This window comes from Halopseudomonas xiamenensis, from assembly GCF_014219065.1.
Lineage (GTDB): Bacteria > Pseudomonadota > Gammaproteobacteria > Pseudomonadales > Pseudomonadaceae > Halopseudomonas > Halopseudomonas xiamenensis.
Window position 1 is genome coordinate 15,112 of the sequence record NZ_JACLGO010000023.1, and the last position, 17,329, is coordinate 32,440.

A 17,329-nucleotide genomic window follows, 5' to 3' on the forward strand; every position below is an offset into this window, starting at 1 on the left:
GCCCGCCCCACAGCGCCTGCCCCATAATCCAGCCGCCAGAAACAGAAAAACCACCGCGACAGGTGGTTTTTCTCAAAGCACAGCTCAACTCAGTTGAGGGACAGAATCCACTCAGCCAGCGCAGCGGCTTCTTCATCGTTGACCGCGTTCGGCGGCATCGGGATCGGCCCCCAGTTACCGCTGGAACCATTCTTGATGCTGGCAGCGATATGATCAGCATCACCCGCGTACTTGGCAGCCACCTCTTTCATGGCCGGGCCCACCACCTTGTTGTCCACGCTGTGGCAGGCAACACAGGCCTTGGCACTGAACAAGGCCTCACCCTCGGAGCCACCACCTGCGGCAGCATCGCCACCCGCAGCAGCAGGCGCCGCAGCGACTTCGTTCGCGCACTCATCACCCGCCACGCACACAGTACCGTAAGGCTTGATACGCTCAGCGATAGCCTCGTCGGTCGCGGCAAAAGAGTTGCCGGCAACCAGGGCAAGCATGGCGGCGGACGCAGCCAGATATTTTTTCAAGATCGTCACTTATACATCCTCATCATGGCTATAGGTATGAGCCCAAGTACAGTGCCCGGACAATTGCGCGAGTATACCGGTAAACCCATAGGCAGCAAAACAGCAACCGTGCGCAGCGACAAGCCGTCGCACCTGGGCGGGGTTCGACGACACGGCCGGTATTGTACCGAAACCATGGACGGATGGCTTATCTATGCGTATCATGGCCGCGCTTACGCACCCGTAGCTCAGCTGGATAGAGTACTGCCCTCCGAAGGCAATACTCATCGACTTGAACCCCGGTGCGGCTAAGTGTCAGAATGCAGCGTTTCTTCTATAACGCACCCGTAGCTCAGCTGGATAGAGTACCGCCCTCCGAAGGCGGGGGTCACAGGTTCGAATCCTGTCGGGTGCGCCATTCCCCTTTAAAATCAACAACTTACATCCTGACCACCCTGTTTTCATGGGTCCAAAATCTCTGATCACATAAAATAAGTACTCATTTTCTTCTTTCAACCAGAACACTCCCCGTGACACCTGCCCCAAACTGATAAAAATCAGCTGAAAATGCCCTGTGTCCAAAATGTGTCCATTCTGTGGCCGCGTATTTTTTTGCCCTGTCGTCGTCTTGGCGGTTTTGAGTATTGCCCTCAAAACCCACCGCGATACAAATGGCCACCGAGTATTGACCGCTTCACAGCAAAACCTACGCACAGTCACCCGTAAACTTATTTTACACCCCCAGTCTCCTGTCTCACGCCGGCATGATGCCATAACTGTTTACTACTAAGATGGACACCGACTGGATGGCGACCCTCAAACCCGATGTCACACAGCGTTTAAAAGCCTTAGAGCTGATTGCTCTCTGGCAAGGGCGCCTGGTCACCAATAGACTCAGTGACTGGTACGGCATCAGTCGCCAGCAGGCCCCAGGTCGCCTTTGATGCAGGAGCCAAGCGCGTGGTCCTGCCCAATATCCCGGCGGAGCTGTTCACCAAGTTTCAGACGCCCTTCTATGCCGATCCGGTGGATGCGGTGATGGAGGTGCTTGGGGCAGACTGAGCGGACGGGCTACTGCGACGGCTGGTTTTGTAGAGCCTGGTATGGATTGAGGTATGGGCTATCAAGCTCATACCCCTTATAAGAAGTAGGTAACCGACGAGTCTCCTCACAGCGCGGGGCTTACACTTACCAATAGAACTTAGCTGTACAGCTGCCTACTGTTCCTGCGGTTCATCCTGAAGCTCGAACAAATCCCCTACCTCGCACTCCAGATACCTGCATAGCGCCTCGATCACATCGAGGTCCACACGTGTCGCCGTCTCGTGATAGAGCCGCGTAATCGTCCCGCGATTGATGCCGGTATCCCTGGCAACGTCAACAAGTTTCAGCTTTCTAGCGCCCATCAATGTGGACAGGTGGCACTTGATCATGTCCCGAATAAACCCATTTTGATCTGTAGGAGAACAAAAAAGCTTGCAAAAGATCTTTTAATGCTCATAATGGTCTGCAGGAGGGCATTTTGACCATCAAAGCATCGTTATGCCCTTCAACAGAAAACCATAGCAAAGGACACAGTCTATGTCACAGCTTTATCTCACTACAGAAGAACTGGCCGCCCGTATCAAATATGACGCCCGGACCATTCGTGAACGTCTGAAGGACTCAGTATTGCTGGAAGGCAAGCATTACTTCCGCCCTTTTGGTGGCCGGAAGATTTTGTACATCTGGGAGACGATAGAGCAGGACATGCTCTGTTACTCGAACCAACAAGCTATTGGCATTCCAATGGCTAGTGGAGGTGTCTGCCATGGGTAAGATCGTTGCACGGCCGGAAAACAATAAGCTGTTCTTCGATTTCCGCTACAAGGGCAAACGCTGCCGCGAGCAGACCTTGCTCAGCGATACACCTGCCAACCGGCGCAAGCTTGAAGGCATCCTGAAGAAGCTCGAGGCTGAAATTACACTCGGGACGTTCGAGTACGCCAACTATTTTCCGGACAGCCCGAATGCTGAAAAACTGGCAGTGAGCTCAGGGCATCAGCCAGCAAAGACGGTAACGCCACTCTTCAGCGAGTTCAGCGATATCTGGTTTGCGGAGATGGATATTCAGTGGCGCCGGTCCCACAGCGACACTATCGCTGGGACCCTGCGTAATTACATTCTCCCCGAGTTTGGGGAAAAAGAGGTCGGCTGCATCACAAAGGCAGAGATTCTGACATTTCGGTCCTCACTCGCCAAAGTTACGAACCGAAGTGGCAAAACTCTATCAGCGACGCGAATCAACCATATCATGACGCCATTGCGCATGATCCTGAATGAGGCAGCCAACCGATACAATTTTAGCTCACCCTACGTGGGAATAAAATCGCTGAAAGTTCCGCGGGTAGACGTGGAGCCTTTTACTCTGGAGGAGGTCGGTAGAATCATTGCTGCAGTACGATCGGACTTCAAAAACTACTACACCGTTCGTTTTTTCACCGGCATGCGTACCTCTGAGATCGACGGTCTGCAGTGGAAATACGTCGATTTTGAACGACGCCAGATCTTGGTCCGCGAGGCGTGGGTAAAGGACGAGCTGGTGTACACAAAAAATGACGGCTCGTTCAGAACGATCGACATGTCCGGCCCCGTGTATGAGGCACTGCTCGACCAGCGAAAAGCGACCAAACAGCACGCGTTTGTATTCTGTACCAGCAACGGCAGACCGCTATCCCACCGTAATGTGACTCAACGGATCTGGCACCCCCTGCTGCGACACCTGGGCCTGAATGTCCGTCGCCCCTATCAGACTCGCCACACTGCGGCGACGCTATGGCTGGCTGCTGGCGAGGCTCCTGAATGGATTGCCAGGCAGATGGGGCACACCACCACTGAAATGCTGTTTCGCGTGTATTCGCGCTACGTGCCGAACCTCACTCGGCGCGACGGTAGTGCGTTCGAGAATCTGTTGCTGGCTCATATGAAAACGGAGGTGCTGGATGAAACTTGTTAACTCAGGCAGTAATGTCACCACGCTGGATACCACTCTATCCCAACGCCAAGACCAGTTCCTGCACAACCTGACTTTGTCTTTGACAGCAGGTTTGGAAAACCCCTTCGGGGCCGAGCTGGTTGCCCTGATCGGTAGTGGTCATGAACGAACCAACCGAGAGGCTGTAGCCACCTGGGTCAGGTTCAGGCGTCATGAAATTTTCACTATGCGATTGGAGGGGATCAACCCGCTGGAGAGTCTCCGGGCGCAGCTCCTGACGCGGATTGAATTGGACCAGGTCTGGCAATAAACCTGAAGCGGAGCGCCCAGCTCTACATAAGGCTGAATCCGCGCATGCGCGGATTCAGCCTTTCGTCCTAGCGATTCTGAAACTTGAGTCTCTTGGTTCGAATAAAGTTTGCTGACACCCCCAGGCTTGCCGCGATCTTCGCATCTGAAACCTTACCAAACAGGTCCTCGATCTCTGGCGTGATCTCTGGCATCGGTGCTTTGTAGGCTGGGATACCCAGGGCATATCGTTTTTTTCTGACCGGGAACTGGGTTGTACCCAGCACAGCCGCCACATCGGTATCAGGCATAGTACCGAGAAGGGCCAACGTCTCCTCGGTCCAAACTACTGCCAGCTCCTTAAAATTCCCGCCCCGCTCCCCCACAGGTTCTCGGATTCGTTTACTCTCCCGAACCTGTTTTATGTGTTTTTTGGGGTAATTTAGCAGCCTAGATAACCTATGGTCGGTGTGCACCCCTAATAGGGGCTCCAGCTCCGCAGGCGCGGGCTTAACTGGCGCCTTCCAAGCTGCAATGCCCAGACTTTTCCGATACCTCCTGACCGTGGTCGCCCCTACACCAAACTGGCGAGCAATTTCGCGGTCACTGATTTTTCCTACCTGTTTTTTCCAATCACACATATAGAGAGCCCTCCTCAGGGGTTACGGCGGTTTCACCGCCACTCTCTAGATAATGGAATTCCGAAATCCCCAAATTCGGGGGTTAGGGCGCGGCTGCTGATATTCCAGGCCAGCCGCTATGAGGTTCAGATTCTGAAATGCCAATCGATTGAGGCCGCCAGTAGGAGATACCGCAGTCCAGATCCCGAGTGGTACGCCGCATCACCCTCCTCTGTATGCAGCGTGACCCTGATGCCCAGGCGATGATTCGTGACTGATTTGCTCTCTGGCGCCTGCTGCAAAAAGCTGGCTCTGATACCGAGCACCTTCCGCCAGTATCGCTGTGTCCGTACAGGCGTATCCTGATCGTAGGTAATCAACTCGATCTGTGAACGCTGGAAGCCAATTGACTGCAACAGCCACAAGTAATCCTGCGCATAGACCTCATCCTGATCTCTGTAAAACCTCAGCGTCGTATCCGTCGACCAAACTCGCTCGACAAAAAAATCTATGACCCGGTTTGCCCGCTCTCCCTCCTCGCTCTCGAGCAGTTCATATAGCCGCTGAGCGTGATCCGCCAGCATCTCTCGACCACCCGTTTTGGGAGGGCTGGGCATAAGTTGCCTATCCTGCCCGTCAGCGTGTGGGGATTTTCTCACTCGGTGGCGCTTGCCCTTTTCTCCGAGGTCTCGTATATGACGAGCCCGCTCAATCATCTGCTCTCGATCAGCCGCTGAAAACTCGAAACCGTCCAGATTGACGCTGCGACCGGTAGCCTCTGCATAGGAAACGTATGACAGCAGGGCCTCAATCCGCATGATGCGCTGTATGGCCCAGTTTCCATCAGGACGGACCTGCGCCCGCGCATTTTGGCGCTTTATCTGCCGATGCTCTTTCCTCAGCTGCCTGAGCAGTGGCACACGGCCGATAATATTCAGCATGTAATCGCGTTGAGCCGTCGCATCAGCCAAACTGCCGGTTTTTTTAGGCACAGTTACCCGACCGAGAATAGCCACATTGTGCGCCGTGAACCGCCACGCCTCAGGATTCCATTGCCAACTGGCGGCCGCCAGCATCGGCATGCTGTGGATATAATGCAGGAGAGTTGTTTTAGGGCTGACGTGCCCCAGGACCTCGCTGACATGGTGCAAAATCTTTCGGGTCGGACTACCTACAGCAGCCAGTTCGAGCCTGGGTTGGCCAGGGTTTCCGCATAGCCAGGCGCGGGTCTGCTCGAGATCGTCAAAAAACATGTCAACGGGCATCCCATATACCTGTCGCATCGTCCTCAGCAGCAGCCAGGTTGCACAGGAGTGGCGCAAATGGTGGTAGCTCACCTCCTCGTTCCCCGTGACTGCACGCATGGCCTGATGTATTGCCGGGAGAATTGCCTCTTCACTGATCCACTGCGTTCTGAACTCCGGTATGCAGAACAGGTACTCAGAAAATTTTTGTCTCTTCTCCTCCTCCATCCTCTCGCGATACCACGCCTTCAGGATCTCCAGCTCGTCTGGGCTCAGCAGTATGTGTACGGGCAGACGCCGCGTGGCTTTTCGAGTTTTCAGGCCGCGCTGGGCGTGAGGCCTGACGAGCAGATCCACATCCAGTTGGAGGTCATTGATTTCCTGCCCTGACAATTGTCGCTTGCCCTTATGACGGCGCCGGACCCGCTCTGCGATCTGCTCCGGTAACAGGGACACATGCAAATCCTGTAGGCGCAGTTTCAGGGCTTCATTGCGGCGCAGCCCCAATCGGAACCCCAAAATTATAAAAACCTGCACGGCTGTGACGAGCCGGGGCGAGCGAAAGGCCAGCTTTGAGGTGGTCAGCGACTGCAGCACCTGCTGGTACTGCTCTTCGCTTAGAATTCTGGCATCAACTCGCGTGAGGCCCTTCGAAATACCCAGCTGGGAATAGGCACTGATGGGCGGCAGGCCGTGATTGCGGTGCAGGTAGTGATGAAACTCGTAGAGACCCCTAGCCGTTTTTTGGCGCCTGCTGTCAGTCGGCTGAATCTCCAGAATACCCTCGTAAATAGCCTCGAGAGCGTCGTATTCGAGTTCGAAGACTTCAAAACTATCCAACTGTGAGACCAGTCCAAGCCCCACGAGCCTCACGTAGTTGGCGATGCTGGCACGGCCTTGGGCTTCTCCATAGGCGGAGGACCCATTAACCATATAGGCGGCCCATGCGCGCACCAGACTAATCAGAGAATCTTGGTCGTCAGGGCCTTGAAGAGGGCTCACACTCCCGCTACGCACCTCTGTGCACAATGTCTGGACCCACTCCGGGACGTCTTCCTTAACCTTTCTACCCTTTTGGGGGTCGTCATAGGTCCCTTTCGGATCAATCTGATCAAAGCGGCCGAAGATGCTCCCCCATGAAGTCGGTCGCAGCGAGTGAGACACAACCCCTCGGCTGGCATACTGGATCTGTAACTGGGGCAGATTAAAGTTCAACTCAAGACGGATCAGGCCCAACATATCATTAAGGCTGCGCGGCTGATCAGCCTTGGTGACATCCACATAATCCAACAGGCGGTTCACACAGTAGATGAGCGCGCCTTTGTGGTGGGAGTCGACTGCCCAGTCTTGGATTTCCTCGAGGTTCGCCGTCAGGAGCGCCATCGTTGCCGGATCAGGAAACCATTGACGGTATTCACTCTTGGTCTCTGTAACAGGCAGTGTCAGACGCACCTCAGGCACGCCTGCCATGTAGTTGATGTCTTGAGGTTTTACCTTGATCAGGGCATTGAGCTGCTCCATATCCAGCAGCCCCCCGCCGTAAGCCGCACTCAGCAGCAGAAGGCCGATTCGAGCACGTGTATCCAGACCAAAATTCAGTCGGGTGGGGTAGATCTCATGCTCCGGCAACCTCAACCCGCGTTGCAGCCCAGTAATGACTGCATGGCTACGCCTGACCTGGTCGGGCGAATAATCAACCGGGTTGATCGGATTAGGCTGACGCTCGACTCTCAGAGCAACACGCGCCAGCGGACACTGCGGAACATTCTGCTGGACACGAGTTGTAATCTCTCGCAGTGCGTTTCGCAGCAGGTGAGTAGACAGGCCTGCCTCAAGCGCGCGGACCTGCTCTACTGTCACACTTGCCAGTGGAGCCCTCCCCAAAAGCCAGTGCCCGAGATCTGATTCTGCCTCGCTGATGTGCTGTCTCAGCTCTCCGCGGGCCTTACTCCACTCCTCCTTTTCGCCAGAACGGCTGGACCACAACCACTCCACCTGCTCTTCGTTCAGTTGTGGGTACATCATGCATCCCCCCAGCGTTTAGCCATCACCGACCAACCCAGTTCGCTCATGAAGGGCACGAGGTACTGGTCCAGCGTTCGCATGTACGTGGCAGGACAAAAAGTGGCAAAAGCGTCTTGCGGTTCCTCCCCCCTAAGCCAGTGCCCCATATAGGCGGACAACACTTCACCGGGACAGCCACGCTCAAATAGTTCAGTCCTTACCAACTTGCGGAAAGCGTTGACCCTGTGCGGCGTATAGCCCTCAACGAGCTGCATATGATCAAAAATGACACCTGGTCTGATTGGCTCCCGGAGAATACGATCTGCATCCAGCGACAGGAAAAACCCGTGCGTCCAGCGTTCATCCGGGTCGGACGCTAGGTACCCGGTCAGCTGACGCTCAGTTTCACGACAATGCTCCTCATAACGTCTGACCTGTTCGCGCACTATATGCGGCAGCTGAATCAGGCGACTCATATGCATATCTTCGGAACCCTTATCGGACAGGGCTCCTGCAACTAGCTGGGGGTAGAACTCATCCACCCACCGCAACGGGTTGCGAATGGCACGACAACTCGAGGCCATTAGGAACATCTGCACGGTCCACAGCGTAAAGTGGTTATGCCATCTGACCATGTCTGACAGCGAGCCCCGGGGGGACTTGGCAATCACCTGTTTAAGTGCCTGCACATTGTTGGACACCGTTTCCGGTAACAAGCAATGGGTGGCGCCCACAGCGCCGGGCTGATCCAGAGAAACCTTTTCCGGCTCGTATGCCAGGCCTACACACGCGTAGATCTGAACCAGCAACTGCTCCAACGCTTGGACGTAGCAGGTACACAGGTGCTCTGCCGAGGGCTGTAGATAAAAACGTGGGGTATCGGCGGTGGGCGGGCAGACACCCGATAGCATTGAAGCCGCGGCAATATCTCCAGAGGTAGTCTGATAAATACGCTGGAGCAGAAAATTCCGGATTTTATGCAGGGTGTAACGGCTATCGTCCTCGCCTAATTCCCGGAGCAATTTCCGGGCCTCAGCCTCCAGAACGGAGGTCTGATAACTGAACACTCTGTTCGATGTCCGCGGAAAGACCTTGTCCATTCCAGCGACTAAACTGCCACTACCTGCCAGATCTGGAAGCAAAACATGCTGAACAGCCTCACGGACCCCGGTCTCAACCTGCCATCGCGGGTCACCTGCCAGAGGCGGTTTGGGCACTACAACCTGAAAATACGGTTGGCCTCCAGTCACCAGCGTAAGCGGGCTATCGAACTCCTCTTCCGCCTCCGACACGGTCATTTGCGCAATGCTGATAGGCGGTTGCCCCAGCCACAGACTGATGTGGATGAAAAGAATAGCTTCCATCCTGAGCCGCACGCACAAAACATCCGGGGCTGATCTCAGGCTACGGATGCACTCCTCAAAAATATCGGAGGCCCCGAATAGCAGCCTTGCCAGCTCTGTCAGGGTGAGCTGTCCGTACGAGTACGGCAGCATCTGTCTACTGCGGACGACGTGCTCTACCACAGCCTGCTGAGAGAGAATATCGGCCACATAAGGGCGGTCAACGTCGTGATCGTCGAGCAACCAGGTTTCTATGGCGGGCACCATTTCTCCTGGAGCCAGCTCACCTAGTTCCTCACCCTCATCCCGCGTATCAGTGCGGACAATTTCATAATACCCTGGCAGTAGAAAAGGGTCCTCAGGATCGTCTACCGTATGCATTTGAGCGACATCAGGGACCGTGTGCGTAATTACCTCGGGCTGGTCAACCGTACGCCCTCCACCCCCACCACCTTTCGACCGTTTTATTGGCTCCTCACCAGCGCAGTACCTAACCAGCAGGCACAGCGTGGCAAAGTGCTTTGCTTGGATGGAGCGTGACTTTCCACGCTTAAACCGTCTGCACGCACTGACAAAACGCTGGTGACTCTCCCATATTGGTAATTCGGCGGGAATATCCAGATAGTCTGCTGCACTGAGAAACTCTAGCGCGCGGTAGGCCTGATAACGGTGATCGGTCGAAACTGAATTCTCAGCGTTGTTCAGCGCCAGCAGCAGCTGGGCTACCAAGCGCCAATAATCTGATGCTCGTTCTTGGTCCCTGGGTTTAAGCCAGAAAGCTGCGTAGGGGAAACCAAAATCTTTAACTCCCCCACCCTTGTACTTCACTGGATTAACAGTCTCCGCCTCATCGTTTTCCACACGCTCTAAAGGCAAAAACTTAACGCCCAGAATATCCGTTACACCTGGCAAGTTTTTCAAACCAATGATCCAGCTACATGCCTCCCTTATGGCACGAGCATCGAGAGGAATGGGTAATATTTCAGGGTGCTTTTCAGCTGCATCAAAAACATTTTTAAGACCAACAACCATTCTAGGCAGTTCGATGAGATCCGGATGTGGTTCCATAATTTCAAGAACTGCCTTAACCGTATCAACAGACACTCCCAGATCGCGTGCCAGCTCAATTACCTTATGTTCCTTAGACATTGTTTCAGTCCTTTTTTCCCTTTTCAGGCTTAACCCCAAGTAGCCGGCAAAAACGAGAATAGCTCTTGTATTCGTTAGGCCAATTATCAGAATTAATTTTCAAATAATCAAAAAGCAATCTCGCCACAAGCGATCCCGATTTATACAAACCCGGGCAAAAGCATCGTTCTCCAAAAAACAACTCCCGACCCAAATTTATACTTGCTGGTGAATCCTCAACCAAACACCAAACCTTTGTATCGCCTCTCAAATGCGTCTTCATCCAGCGATACAAGCCAATCTGGAAAGTGCAGACATAATCTCCCCCAGCCTTTTTCATAACACTTATGGGGATCCTCTCGCTGAACATGCTTATTCGGCTGAGCGAGATCAGCTCCTTCTCCGGAAGATGCACGGGCTCTAGGTCCAGTTCGTATTCCACCTGCTTAAACGCCTCATGAATCCCAACAATTTTCTGCAATTCTATTTTCTGATACTGCACGGATTAGCTCCTCTTTTTGCCCATACCTATACAGTGGAATGGCCGAGCCCCCTTTTCGGGCGGTATGCAGAAAGCAGAGGTGCAGGCGACGGTCAGAACCAAAATTTGCATTGAATAAAATCCTCTGTGAAACAATGAGGAGGCGAGCATAAGGGGGGCCGTAGGTGTGTCAGCAGGAGGGATGGTGATTTTTTTCAGGCTTTGATGTGTACAGTTGAATGATGCTAAATCCGCGCATGCGCGGATTTTCAACGCCAGTTGCGCGCCCACGTAACACGAAAATCAGCGTGTCAGAACTGTGGCCAGAAAGAAATTCCGGATGCGCAATGCGCTGGCGGGGTCAGCTGGAAGCCAATCACAACGGGATGCAACAACACTAAATCCGCGCATGCGCGGATTTAGTGTTGGAGGGTCAGGACGAGCTCGGTGACGAGCCGGCCGTAAAACCCGCTCATGCGCGGATTGTGGGGCTAACGCCAGTTACCGCCCCCGTCACTGAACACCGGACAATGCACGCCCATAATCAGATTCTGCGTCTGTGGGTCCTCCATCAGCCCACAACACGCATCCTCCAGCCGGATAATAGACTCAAGATTATGTTCCTCAGGAAAATGCCTGAGAAGTGCTTTTGCCTGATATCTGACAGACTCAGGCAGCGCGACATCCAGCGACAGCTCTCGCAGGAAATCCCTCGTTTTCAGTACGCTGCGAGTGCGCTCAGCGGGTGTAGTCATATTAAGCTCTCAAATTTCGGTCAAACGGTTGAAGAACATGTAAAAAACACAAAGTTAATAGTGGTAAGTTAGCGCCCGTTCGCATTGCGCATGTCGCGCCATGCGGCCCAGCCCCATAGAGCCGCTGCACTGAACAGAAGAAACCAAAGTGCAGCTGCCGGCAACTGAAGTCCATACAGACTTAATACAAAACCAAACCCTGTGAACAGTAACATTATCAAAACTGCTTTTTTCATGGTACATCCCTAATCGCTAATGAGAGGATAACCATAACGGCAATTTGGCTATGTCATCAGCCCTATTCAAACAAATCCGCGCATTCGCGGATTGTTTCTTCACAGCCTCTATATCTCCGAAGGTCCTACCCCCTTATAGAGTGTGGAGTTGCATCACTAACCGCAGTTCACTTTCCACAGCCCTTTCCAGTCTGTGGTGTATCGCGGGCTCAATAACTCCCTACGCATGCCCCATTCAGGCTCTGCTGGCACTCGCGCCAGTCGCAATGTTCCCCTTCCCCACCGTGAATTGATCTGGTCCAGCACCCCCATCACCCGCCCGGTTGTTTCCGGCTGTACCGGAGCAAATAGGTCACCTGTGAACTCCCCGCGTTGCCGCAGATCCATCAGCAGGATTTCGGCTTTGGCGTAGGCGTAGCCGGTGCGGTAAATCGCATCCAGTCCCTCGCTGGCAGCCTTGATGACCAACCGGGTATCGTCAGTAGGAAACGGCAGCGCACAGACAACCCCCTTGGCATATTTAGCTTCATCCGGGTTGAACATGCCGGTGCGAATCCCCACCCTGACCTGCCCGCACAGAGAGCCTTGGGCACGCAGCTTCTCACAAGCCCGGGTGGCATAGGTGGCCAGTGCCTCACGGATCGAGTCCTTATCATGCAGGCGCTGGCCGAAGGCACGACTGCAGCATATTTCCTGCTTTGTTACGAATTCATCCTCTAGCTCCAGACACGGTACTCCCCGGAGCTCGCGAGCTGTCCTCTCAATCACAACGCTATGTTTTTTGCGCAGCGTCCAAGCGTCCGCATGAGCCAGATCCCACGCTGTCTTGATCCCCATAAGACCGAGGTGCTCCTTCATACGCCGGCCTACACCCCAAACCTCATCCACCGGCATCCGTTTCAGCAACCAGGCGCGCTTGTGTTGGGAATCCAGATTCACAACCCCGCCGGTATGTTGCTGCCACTTTTTTGCAGCCGCATTGGCCAGCTTGGCCAAGGTTTTGGTGGGCGCGATTCCAATGCCGGTGGGTATACCGGTCTGTTTCAGAACCTGAGCGCGGATCTCCCGTGCCAGCGTCTCGGGCGCGGCAATGCCCGTCAGATCAGAGAATGCCTCGTCGATGCTGTATACCTCAAGCGCCGGCACCAGGCTTTCTATCACCGTCATCACGCGCTGGCTTATGTCTCCGTACAGGGCATAGTTGGAGCTGAACGCGACAATACCGTTGCGCCGCAGTACCTCACGGACCTTGTGATAGGGCTCGCCCATTTTCACGAAGGGCTTTGCATCGGCACTGCGCGCAATGACACAACCATCGTTATATCTGAATGACGCTAACAGTTAGTAGTGCATAACATATTGATATTTAACGATATTGTTACGCTAACAATTTTTCGTCCTTCGCAGCCTAAATCAGGGCTTTTCAGTCCGACCCACCCCCATGCGGCCAACTAGCTGCCCGCCTCGAATGTCGTGTCCCTGGGGCCGCGAGGCCCCAAAAAACTTTGAATGAACTTCATGAGCGTGCACATCTGTTGTCGGCTGGAGTCGTTCGGTTGTTCGGAAGAGCAGGCGAAACCGAAAAGCACACGGAGTCCTCGCATAACGTCCTTGGCTCGCAGCACTATTACGGAGACCGAAGCGTTCCCGGCCAATCAGGGCTGCTGAGAGGGCCTACATCACCGACACTCCCGGCCTTCTCCGCACCCTGGAGCGCCAAGGTACTTTCGGCCGGCCAGGCGCTCGGGCAGCCAGATGAGCAAGGGTGCCGCCCCCAGTGCCAGCAATAGCCACAGTCTGGAGAACTGCTCGCCATGCGGGTCGAAGCCATAAGCCAGCAGCCCGCCGAGCGCGAGCAACAGGAAGTACGGCGCCGTGAGGTAGCAGTGAAGTCGGCGGCAGCGTGCGGCATTGACCAGGCAGGCGCCACCCATCACCGCCAGCGCGGCGCTTGCGGCCAGGAATAGCGTGGGGTGTCGATCTGCCAGAAGAATGGTTAGCGTCGCGACAACGGCAGGCAGCCCCCAGAAGCTGATCACCTGCCATGTCTGGCGCAGGCTGTCACCCCTGCCGAGTTCATTAGTCTTAATGTTCATGTTTGCACCTCGCATTCTTTACCCGGCGCAGCAGGACAATTGCTTCACGTCCTTACTGAAGGTTTGCGCCGCGAGCTTCAGGCCCTCGACCATGGTCAGGTAGGGGAACAATTGGTCGGCTAGTTCCTGCACCGTCATCCGGGCGCGGATGGCGAGGGCGGCCGTCTGAATCAGCTCGCCCGCTTCCGGGGTCACTGCCTGCACGCCCAGCAGTCGGCCCGAGCCCGTTTCGGCGACCAGCTTGATGAACCCCCGTGTGTCAAAGTTCGCCAGAGCGCGCGGCACGTTGTCCAGGGTCAAGGTGCGGCTGTCGGTTTCGAGGCCGGCTTGGTGCGCTTCCGCTTCGCTGAAGCCGACGGTGGCCACCTGCGGATCGGTGAACACCACGGCCGGCATGGTGTCGAGATTGAGCATTGCCTCGCCGCCGGTCATGTTGATCGCCGCGCGATTGCCGGCCGCCGCCGCGACATAGACGAACTGCGGCTGGTTGGTGCAGTCGCCGGCCGCATAAATATCCGCTTTGCTGCTGCGCATGCCCTGGTCGATCTGGATGGCACCGCGTTCATCCAGCTGCACGCCGGCCGCTTCCAGGTTCAGGCCGTGGGTGTTGGGCGTGCGTCCGGTGGCGACGAGCAGTTGGTCGACCCGCACTTCACCGTGCTTGGTGGTCAGCACGAACTCGCCGTTGGCATGGGCCACCTGGCTGGCTTGCGTCTGTTCCAGCACTTCGATGCCCTCCAGGCGGAAGGCCGCCGTCAGCGCTGCGCCGATGGCCGGATCTTCACGGAAGAACAGCGAGTTGCGCGCCAGGATGGTGACGCGGCTACCCAGCCGGGCAAAGGCTTGCGCCAGCTCCAAGGCCACCACGGATGAGCCGATCACGGCGAGCCGTTGCGGAATACTGCTGCTTGCCAGCGCCTTTTCCGAGTTCCAAAAGGGGGTATCTTGCAGTCCGGGAATCGGCGGCACGGCCGCACTGGCGCCGGTGGCAATCAGGCAGCGGTCGAAGGTCACGATGCGCTCGCCCCCCTCGACCAGTTCCACACTGAGCGTGTGGCTGTCCTGGAAGCGGGCGGAGCCACGCAGCACGGTGATGGCTGGGGTGCTTTCCAGAATGCCTTCGTACTTGGCGTGGCGCAGTTCGTCGACACGACCCTGTTGCTGGGCGAGCAACCGTTCGCGCAAGACAAGCGGCGGCGTGGCGGGCAGTCCGCCATCAAACGGACTTTCGCGGCGCAGATGGGCCACGTGCGCGGCGCGAATCATGATCTTGGAGGGCACGCAGCCGACGTTGACGCAGGTGCCGCCGATGATGCCGCGCTCGATCAGGGTGACGCGGGCCCCCCTTTCTACCGCCTTGAGCGCGGCCGCCATGGCGGCGCCACCACTGCCGATAACCGCCACGTGAAGCCTGTCACCCTCTTTCCCGGCGTCAGTGCCACCGCTCAGCCAGCCCCGTGCCTTATCGAGCAGGCCGGGACGGGTAGGTAGCGTGATGTCTTCGAACGCCGCTCGATACCCCAGGGCCTCGACGGCGGCCTGCATTTGTTCACGGCTTACGGCCTCGTCGACCTTCAATTCGGCCCTCCCACTGGCGTAGGAAACATCCGCCCGATGCACGCCCGGAATCTTCTCCAAGGCCTCTTTCACATGCACGACACAGGATGCGCAGGTCATGCCAATGATTTTCAGTTCGGTCATAACGTTACTCATTGAATCGTCTCTTGTCAGGTTCACTGGTTTGGCGGCGTCGGACAGGACGCCGGGGAGCAACGGCGGTGCGCGGGCGACACGAAGTCCCAGATGGACACCCCAAACATGACGGCCAGGCCGATATAGAGCAGCCAGCCGCTCCGCCAGCCGTGAGCCAGCATCAAAAACACCGCTACCAGCACCAGGGCCGGGCCGATCAGGCCAGGCGCAGCGCGTCGCCACTGCCGGTGACTGAACCAGCCGAGGGCATTGACGAGCAGAGCCACGCCGGCAAACAACGGCAACAGCGTGGTGATGAACAGGCCTTCCCATTGGCTCAAAAAGCCCAGTCCGATCGTGGCGCCCAGGCTGGCAAGGGCGGGAAAGCACGAGGCGCAACCTATGGCGGAAACCAGCACGCCGACGGAACCGGCTTTGTCACCGATCCGTGTGAACAGATTGAAAGAATTTGCCATCGGAATGCCCGCCTATTGCTTGACGCTGGACGGGTAGCCGGCGTCCTCTGTCGCCTTGGTCAGCGCCTGCGCACTGGTCTTGGCATCGTCGAAGGTGACGATGGCTTCGCGCTTCTCATAACTCACCTCGGCCTTGGTCACGCCCTCGACCTTGGTCAGCGCTTTCTTCACCGTGATTGGGCAAGCGGCGCAGGTCATGCCCGGCACCGACAGGGTGATGATTTGGGAGGCGGCCCACACTGGGGAAACCACGGCAATGAGGGCGAGAGCGGCAAGCAGCTTTTTCATGACCAACTCCTGATTAGTAGAACAAGGGGAGGATGTAGGGGAAAGCGAGCGCGACCAGCACCAAGGCCGTCACGACCCAAAAAACGAGCTTGTAGATGGTGCTTACCTGGGGATCAGCGCAGACCTCACCGGGTATGCAGACTTGAGCCGGGCGGAAAATGCGCCGGTAAGCGAAGAACAGCGCAACCAGTGCCGCGCCAATGAAGAACGGGCGGTAAGGTTCCAGAACGGTGAGGCTGCCGATCCAGGCACCGCTGAAGCCCAAGGCGATCAGCACCAGCGGCCCCAGGCAGCACGTGGACGCGAGGATTGCCGCCAGACCTCCAGTGAGGAGTGCACCGCGCCCATTTCGCGATTCAGACATACGTTCATCCTTCCGAGTGGTTGATCGATGGGTTAAGGTTATTTCCGTAGTTAGGTACGGGGTCAAGCGGCATGCACAACGCGGTGGAAAGCCTGACCATCGGCGCCTTTGCCAAGGCAGCCGGGGTTAACGTGGAAACCATTCGGTTCTATCAACGCAAGGGGCTGTTACCCGAACCGGACAAGCCCTACGGCAGCATTCGCCGCTATGGCGAGGCGGATGTCGCACGGGTGAGATTCGTGAAGTCCGCGCAACGGCTGGGCTTTAGCCTTGATGAAGTGGCCGGACTGTTGCGACTGGACGACGGCGCGCACTGCGACGAAGCGCGTGTGCTCGCCGAGCAGAAGCTTGAGGATGTGCGTGAGAAACTCGCGGATCTTCAGCGGATCGAGTCGGTCTTGGCGCAGCTGGTTGATGACTGTTGCGCGAGCCAAGGGACAGTGAGCTGTCCGCTGATCGTTTCGCTGCAAGCGAGCAAGTGACCGCCCGCACTTCGCGCGTTAGCCCACGATTTCCCGTTTGTCAGGGCTCTCTGTTTGTCGGTCTGAAGGTGGAAAGAGCGGCGCTCATTGAGCGCCGCTGACTGGGCAAAGGAGCACTTGCAAAGGCCCTAGGTTGGTACTGCTATTTGCCCTTGTGCATCAGTGGGGCGGGCCCACGTTGCATCTGGTCGAGTAGCACATATCTACCTTGCAGGCGGACAGCCGGGCTGCGCTTCGCTTCGCCACGGCCTGCCGCCGTGGCGCCCAGTTGTTCAATCTTCTTGACGGTTTCCGCCACTAGGATTGCGTCAGCCTTGTCGCGCATGGAGACAATCTGCTCGGTCGCTCTCGTGACATC

18 protein-coding genes, 1 tRNA gene and 1 pseudogene are annotated in these 17,329 nt (G+C 56.2%); 5 read left to right on the forward strand and 15 right to left on the reverse strand.

Annotated elements, in window-relative coordinates; genetic code table 11:
- Positions 1 to 89: 89 nt before the first annotated feature.
- Positions 90 to 407, reverse strand: a complete 318-nt coding sequence (locus tag H6X51_RS19955; protein WP_407925974.1) for a c-type cytochrome — start codon at positions 405 to 407, stop codon at positions 90 to 92.
- 434 nt (positions 408 to 841) lie between these two features.
- On the opposite strand from H6X51_RS19955, the gene H6X51_RS14595 reads away from it, so the two are divergent.
- A tRNA-Arg gene (locus H6X51_RS14595) sits at positions 842 to 918 on the forward strand.
- A gap of 799 nt (positions 919 to 1,717) precedes the next feature.
- Here the strand turns inward: H6X51_RS14595 and H6X51_RS14605 are convergent.
- Entirely contained in the window at positions 1,718 to 1,933 is a 216-nt protein-coding gene (locus H6X51_RS14605) for a helix-turn-helix domain-containing protein (protein ID WP_036988953.1), read from the reverse strand.
- Positions 1,934 to 2,081: 148 nt separating this feature from the next.
- Between H6X51_RS14605 and H6X51_RS14610 the strand changes: the two genes are divergently transcribed.
- Genes H6X51_RS14610 through H6X51_RS14620 form a run of 3 tightly spaced genes read left to right on the forward strand, consistent with a single transcriptional unit; the run spans position 2,082 to position 3,784 of the window.
- On the forward strand, positions 2,082 to 2,318 hold the full coding sequence (locus H6X51_RS14610) for a hypothetical protein (protein ID WP_036988952.1): 237 nt from the start codon (positions 2,082 to 2,084) through the stop codon (positions 2,316 to 2,318).
- Positions 2,311 to 3,495 (forward strand): Arm DNA-binding domain-containing protein, encoded by a 1,185-nt coding sequence (locus tag H6X51_RS14615; protein WP_036988950.1) that lies wholly within the window; start codon positions 2,311 to 2,313, stop codon positions 3,493 to 3,495. The genes H6X51_RS14610 and H6X51_RS14615 overlap by 8 nt, the downstream gene beginning before the upstream one ends.
- A complete protein-coding gene (locus H6X51_RS14620) occupies positions 3,482 to 3,784 on the forward strand; it encodes a hypothetical protein (RefSeq protein ID WP_090541297.1) in 303 nt (100 codons plus the stop codon). The genes H6X51_RS14615 and H6X51_RS14620 overlap by 14 nt, the downstream gene beginning before the upstream one ends.
- Before the next feature lie 67 nt (positions 3,785 to 3,851).
- On the opposite strand, the gene H6X51_RS14625 is transcribed toward H6X51_RS14620, so the two are convergent.
- From H6X51_RS14625 to merT, 12 genes and pseudogenes are all read right to left on the reverse strand, one after another.
- On the reverse strand, positions 3,852 to 4,403 hold the full coding sequence (locus H6X51_RS14625) for a hypothetical protein (protein WP_185268240.1): 552 nt from the start codon (positions 4,401 to 4,403) through the stop codon (positions 3,852 to 3,854).
- Between the two features lie 125 nt (positions 4,404 to 4,528).
- On the reverse strand, positions 4,529 to 7,651 hold the full coding sequence (locus H6X51_RS14630; protein WP_235991360.1) for a site-specific integrase: 3,123 nt from the start codon (positions 7,649 to 7,651) through the stop codon (positions 4,529 to 4,531).
- Positions 7,648 to 10,122: a hypothetical protein gene (locus H6X51_RS20120; RefSeq protein ID WP_235991361.1), complete on the reverse strand. Its 2,475-nt coding sequence runs from the start codon at positions 10,120 to 10,122 to the stop codon at positions 7,648 to 7,650. Before H6X51_RS20120 ends, H6X51_RS14630 begins: the two co-directional genes overlap by 4 nt.
- A gap of 4 nt (positions 10,123 to 10,126) precedes the next feature.
- Complete coding sequence (locus tag H6X51_RS14640; RefSeq protein ID WP_185268241.1) at positions 10,127 to 10,603, reverse strand: hypothetical protein; 477 nt, start codon at positions 10,601 to 10,603, stop codon at positions 10,127 to 10,129.
- Between the two features lie 470 nt (positions 10,604 to 11,073).
- Complete coding sequence (locus H6X51_RS20360) at positions 11,074 to 11,337, reverse strand: BPSL0761 family protein (RefSeq protein WP_328795681.1); 264 nt, start codon at positions 11,335 to 11,337, stop codon at positions 11,074 to 11,076.
- 68 nt (positions 11,338 to 11,405) lie between these two features.
- On the reverse strand, positions 11,406 to 11,573 hold the full coding sequence (locus H6X51_RS14645; protein ID WP_185268242.1) for a hypothetical protein: 168 nt from the start codon (positions 11,571 to 11,573) through the stop codon (positions 11,406 to 11,408).
- A gap of 156 nt (positions 11,574 to 11,729) precedes the next feature.
- Positions 11,730 to 12,893, reverse strand: a pseudogene (gene umuC / locus H6X51_RS14650) (translesion error-prone DNA polymerase V subunit UmuC); the annotation flags it as partial.
- Positions 12,894 to 13,252: 359 nt separating this feature from the next.
- A complete protein-coding gene (locus H6X51_RS14655) occupies positions 13,253 to 13,669 on the reverse strand; it encodes a hypothetical protein (RefSeq protein ID WP_008567175.1) in 417 nt (138 codons plus the stop codon).
- Positions 13,670 to 13,687: 18 nt separating this feature from the next.
- Positions 13,688 to 15,370 (reverse strand): mercury(II) reductase, encoded by a 1,683-nt coding sequence (gene merA, locus H6X51_RS14660; protein ID WP_008567178.1) that lies wholly within the window; start codon positions 15,368 to 15,370, stop codon positions 13,688 to 13,690.
- A gap of 32 nt (positions 15,371 to 15,402) precedes the next feature.
- Positions 15,403 to 15,837, reverse strand: coding sequence for an organomercurial transporter MerC (gene merC / locus H6X51_RS14665; RefSeq protein WP_008567179.1), 435 nt, complete (start codon positions 15,835 to 15,837; stop codon positions 15,403 to 15,405).
- Between the two features lie 12 nt (positions 15,838 to 15,849).
- Positions 15,850 to 16,125: a mercury resistance system periplasmic binding protein MerP gene (gene merP / locus H6X51_RS14670; protein ID WP_008567180.1), complete on the reverse strand. Its 276-nt coding sequence runs from the start codon at positions 16,123 to 16,125 to the stop codon at positions 15,850 to 15,852.
- A gap of 13 nt (positions 16,126 to 16,138) precedes the next feature.
- A complete protein-coding gene (gene merT / locus H6X51_RS14675) occupies positions 16,139 to 16,489 on the reverse strand; it encodes a mercuric ion transporter MerT (RefSeq protein ID WP_008567181.1) in 351 nt (116 codons plus the stop codon).
- 71 nt (positions 16,490 to 16,560) lie between these two features.
- Between merT and merR the strand changes: the two genes are divergently transcribed.
- Positions 16,561 to 16,971 (forward strand): Hg(II)-responsive transcriptional regulator, encoded by a 411-nt coding sequence (gene merR / locus H6X51_RS14680; RefSeq protein WP_008567182.1) that lies wholly within the window; start codon positions 16,561 to 16,563, stop codon positions 16,969 to 16,971.
- Between the two features lie 142 nt (positions 16,972 to 17,113).
- On the opposite strand, the gene H6X51_RS14685 is transcribed toward merR, so the two are convergent.
- Positions 17,114 to 17,296, reverse strand: coding sequence for a hypothetical protein (locus H6X51_RS14685; protein ID WP_008567184.1), 183 nt, complete (start codon positions 17,294 to 17,296; stop codon positions 17,114 to 17,116).
- Positions 17,297 to 17,329 lie beyond the last annotated feature (33 nt).

What these genes read in the sequence shown, in the direction of transcription:
- merA (WP_008567178.1), bottom strand. Translation starts at nt 15,370, where the DNA reads ATGACCGAACTGAAAATCATTGGCATGACCTGCGCATCCTGTGTCGTG.
- merC (WP_008567179.1), bottom strand. Translation starts at nt 15,837, where the DNA reads ATGGCAAATTCTTTCAATCTGTTCACACGGATCGGTGACAAAGCCGGT.
- merR (WP_008567182.1), top strand. Translation starts at nt 16,561, where the DNA reads ATGCACAACGCGGTGGAAAGCCTGACCATCGGCGCCTTTGCCAAGGCA.
- H6X51_RS20120 (WP_235991361.1), bottom strand. Translation starts at nt 10,122, where the DNA reads ATGTCTAAGGAACATAAGGTAATTGAGCTGGCACGCGATCTGGGAGTG.
- H6X51_RS20360 (WP_328795681.1), bottom strand. Translation starts at nt 11,337, where the DNA reads ATGACTACACCCGCTGAGCGCACTCGCAGCGTACTGAAAACGAGGGAT.
- H6X51_RS14655 (WP_008567175.1), bottom strand. Translation starts at nt 13,669, where the DNA reads ATGAACATTAAGACTAATGAACTCGGCAGGGGTGACAGCCTGCGCCAG.
- H6X51_RS14620 (WP_090541297.1), top strand. Translation starts at nt 3,482, where the DNA reads ATGAAACTTGTTAACTCAGGCAGTAATGTCACCACGCTGGATACCACT.
- H6X51_RS14645 (WP_185268242.1), bottom strand. Translation starts at nt 11,573, where the DNA reads ATGAAAAAAGCAGTTTTGATAATGTTACTGTTCACAGGGTTTGGTTTT.
- merT (WP_008567181.1), bottom strand. Translation starts at nt 16,489, where the DNA reads ATGTCTGAATCGCGAAATGGGCGCGGTGCACTCCTCACTGGAGGTCTG.
- H6X51_RS14630 (WP_235991360.1), bottom strand. Translation starts at nt 7,651, where the DNA reads ATGATGTACCCACAACTGAACGAAGAGCAGGTGGAGTGGTTGTGGTCC.
- merP (WP_008567180.1), bottom strand. Translation starts at nt 16,125, where the DNA reads ATGAAAAAGCTGCTTGCCGCTCTCGCCCTCATTGCCGTGGTTTCCCCA.
- H6X51_RS14610 (WP_036988952.1), top strand. Translation starts at nt 2,082, where the DNA reads ATGTCACAGCTTTATCTCACTACAGAAGAACTGGCCGCCCGTATCAAA.
- H6X51_RS14685 (WP_008567184.1), bottom strand. Translation starts at nt 17,296, where the DNA reads ATGCGCGACAAGGCTGACGCAATCCTAGTGGCGGAAACCGTCAAGAAG.
- H6X51_RS14605 (WP_036988953.1), bottom strand. Translation starts at nt 1,933, where the DNA reads ATGATCAAGTGCCACCTGTCCACATTGATGGGCGCTAGAAAGCTGAAA.
- H6X51_RS14625 (WP_185268240.1), bottom strand. Translation starts at nt 4,403, where the DNA reads ATGTGTGATTGGAAAAAACAGGTAGGAAAAATCAGTGACCGCGAAATT.
- H6X51_RS14615 (WP_036988950.1), top strand. Translation starts at nt 2,311, where the DNA reads ATGGGTAAGATCGTTGCACGGCCGGAAAACAATAAGCTGTTCTTCGAT.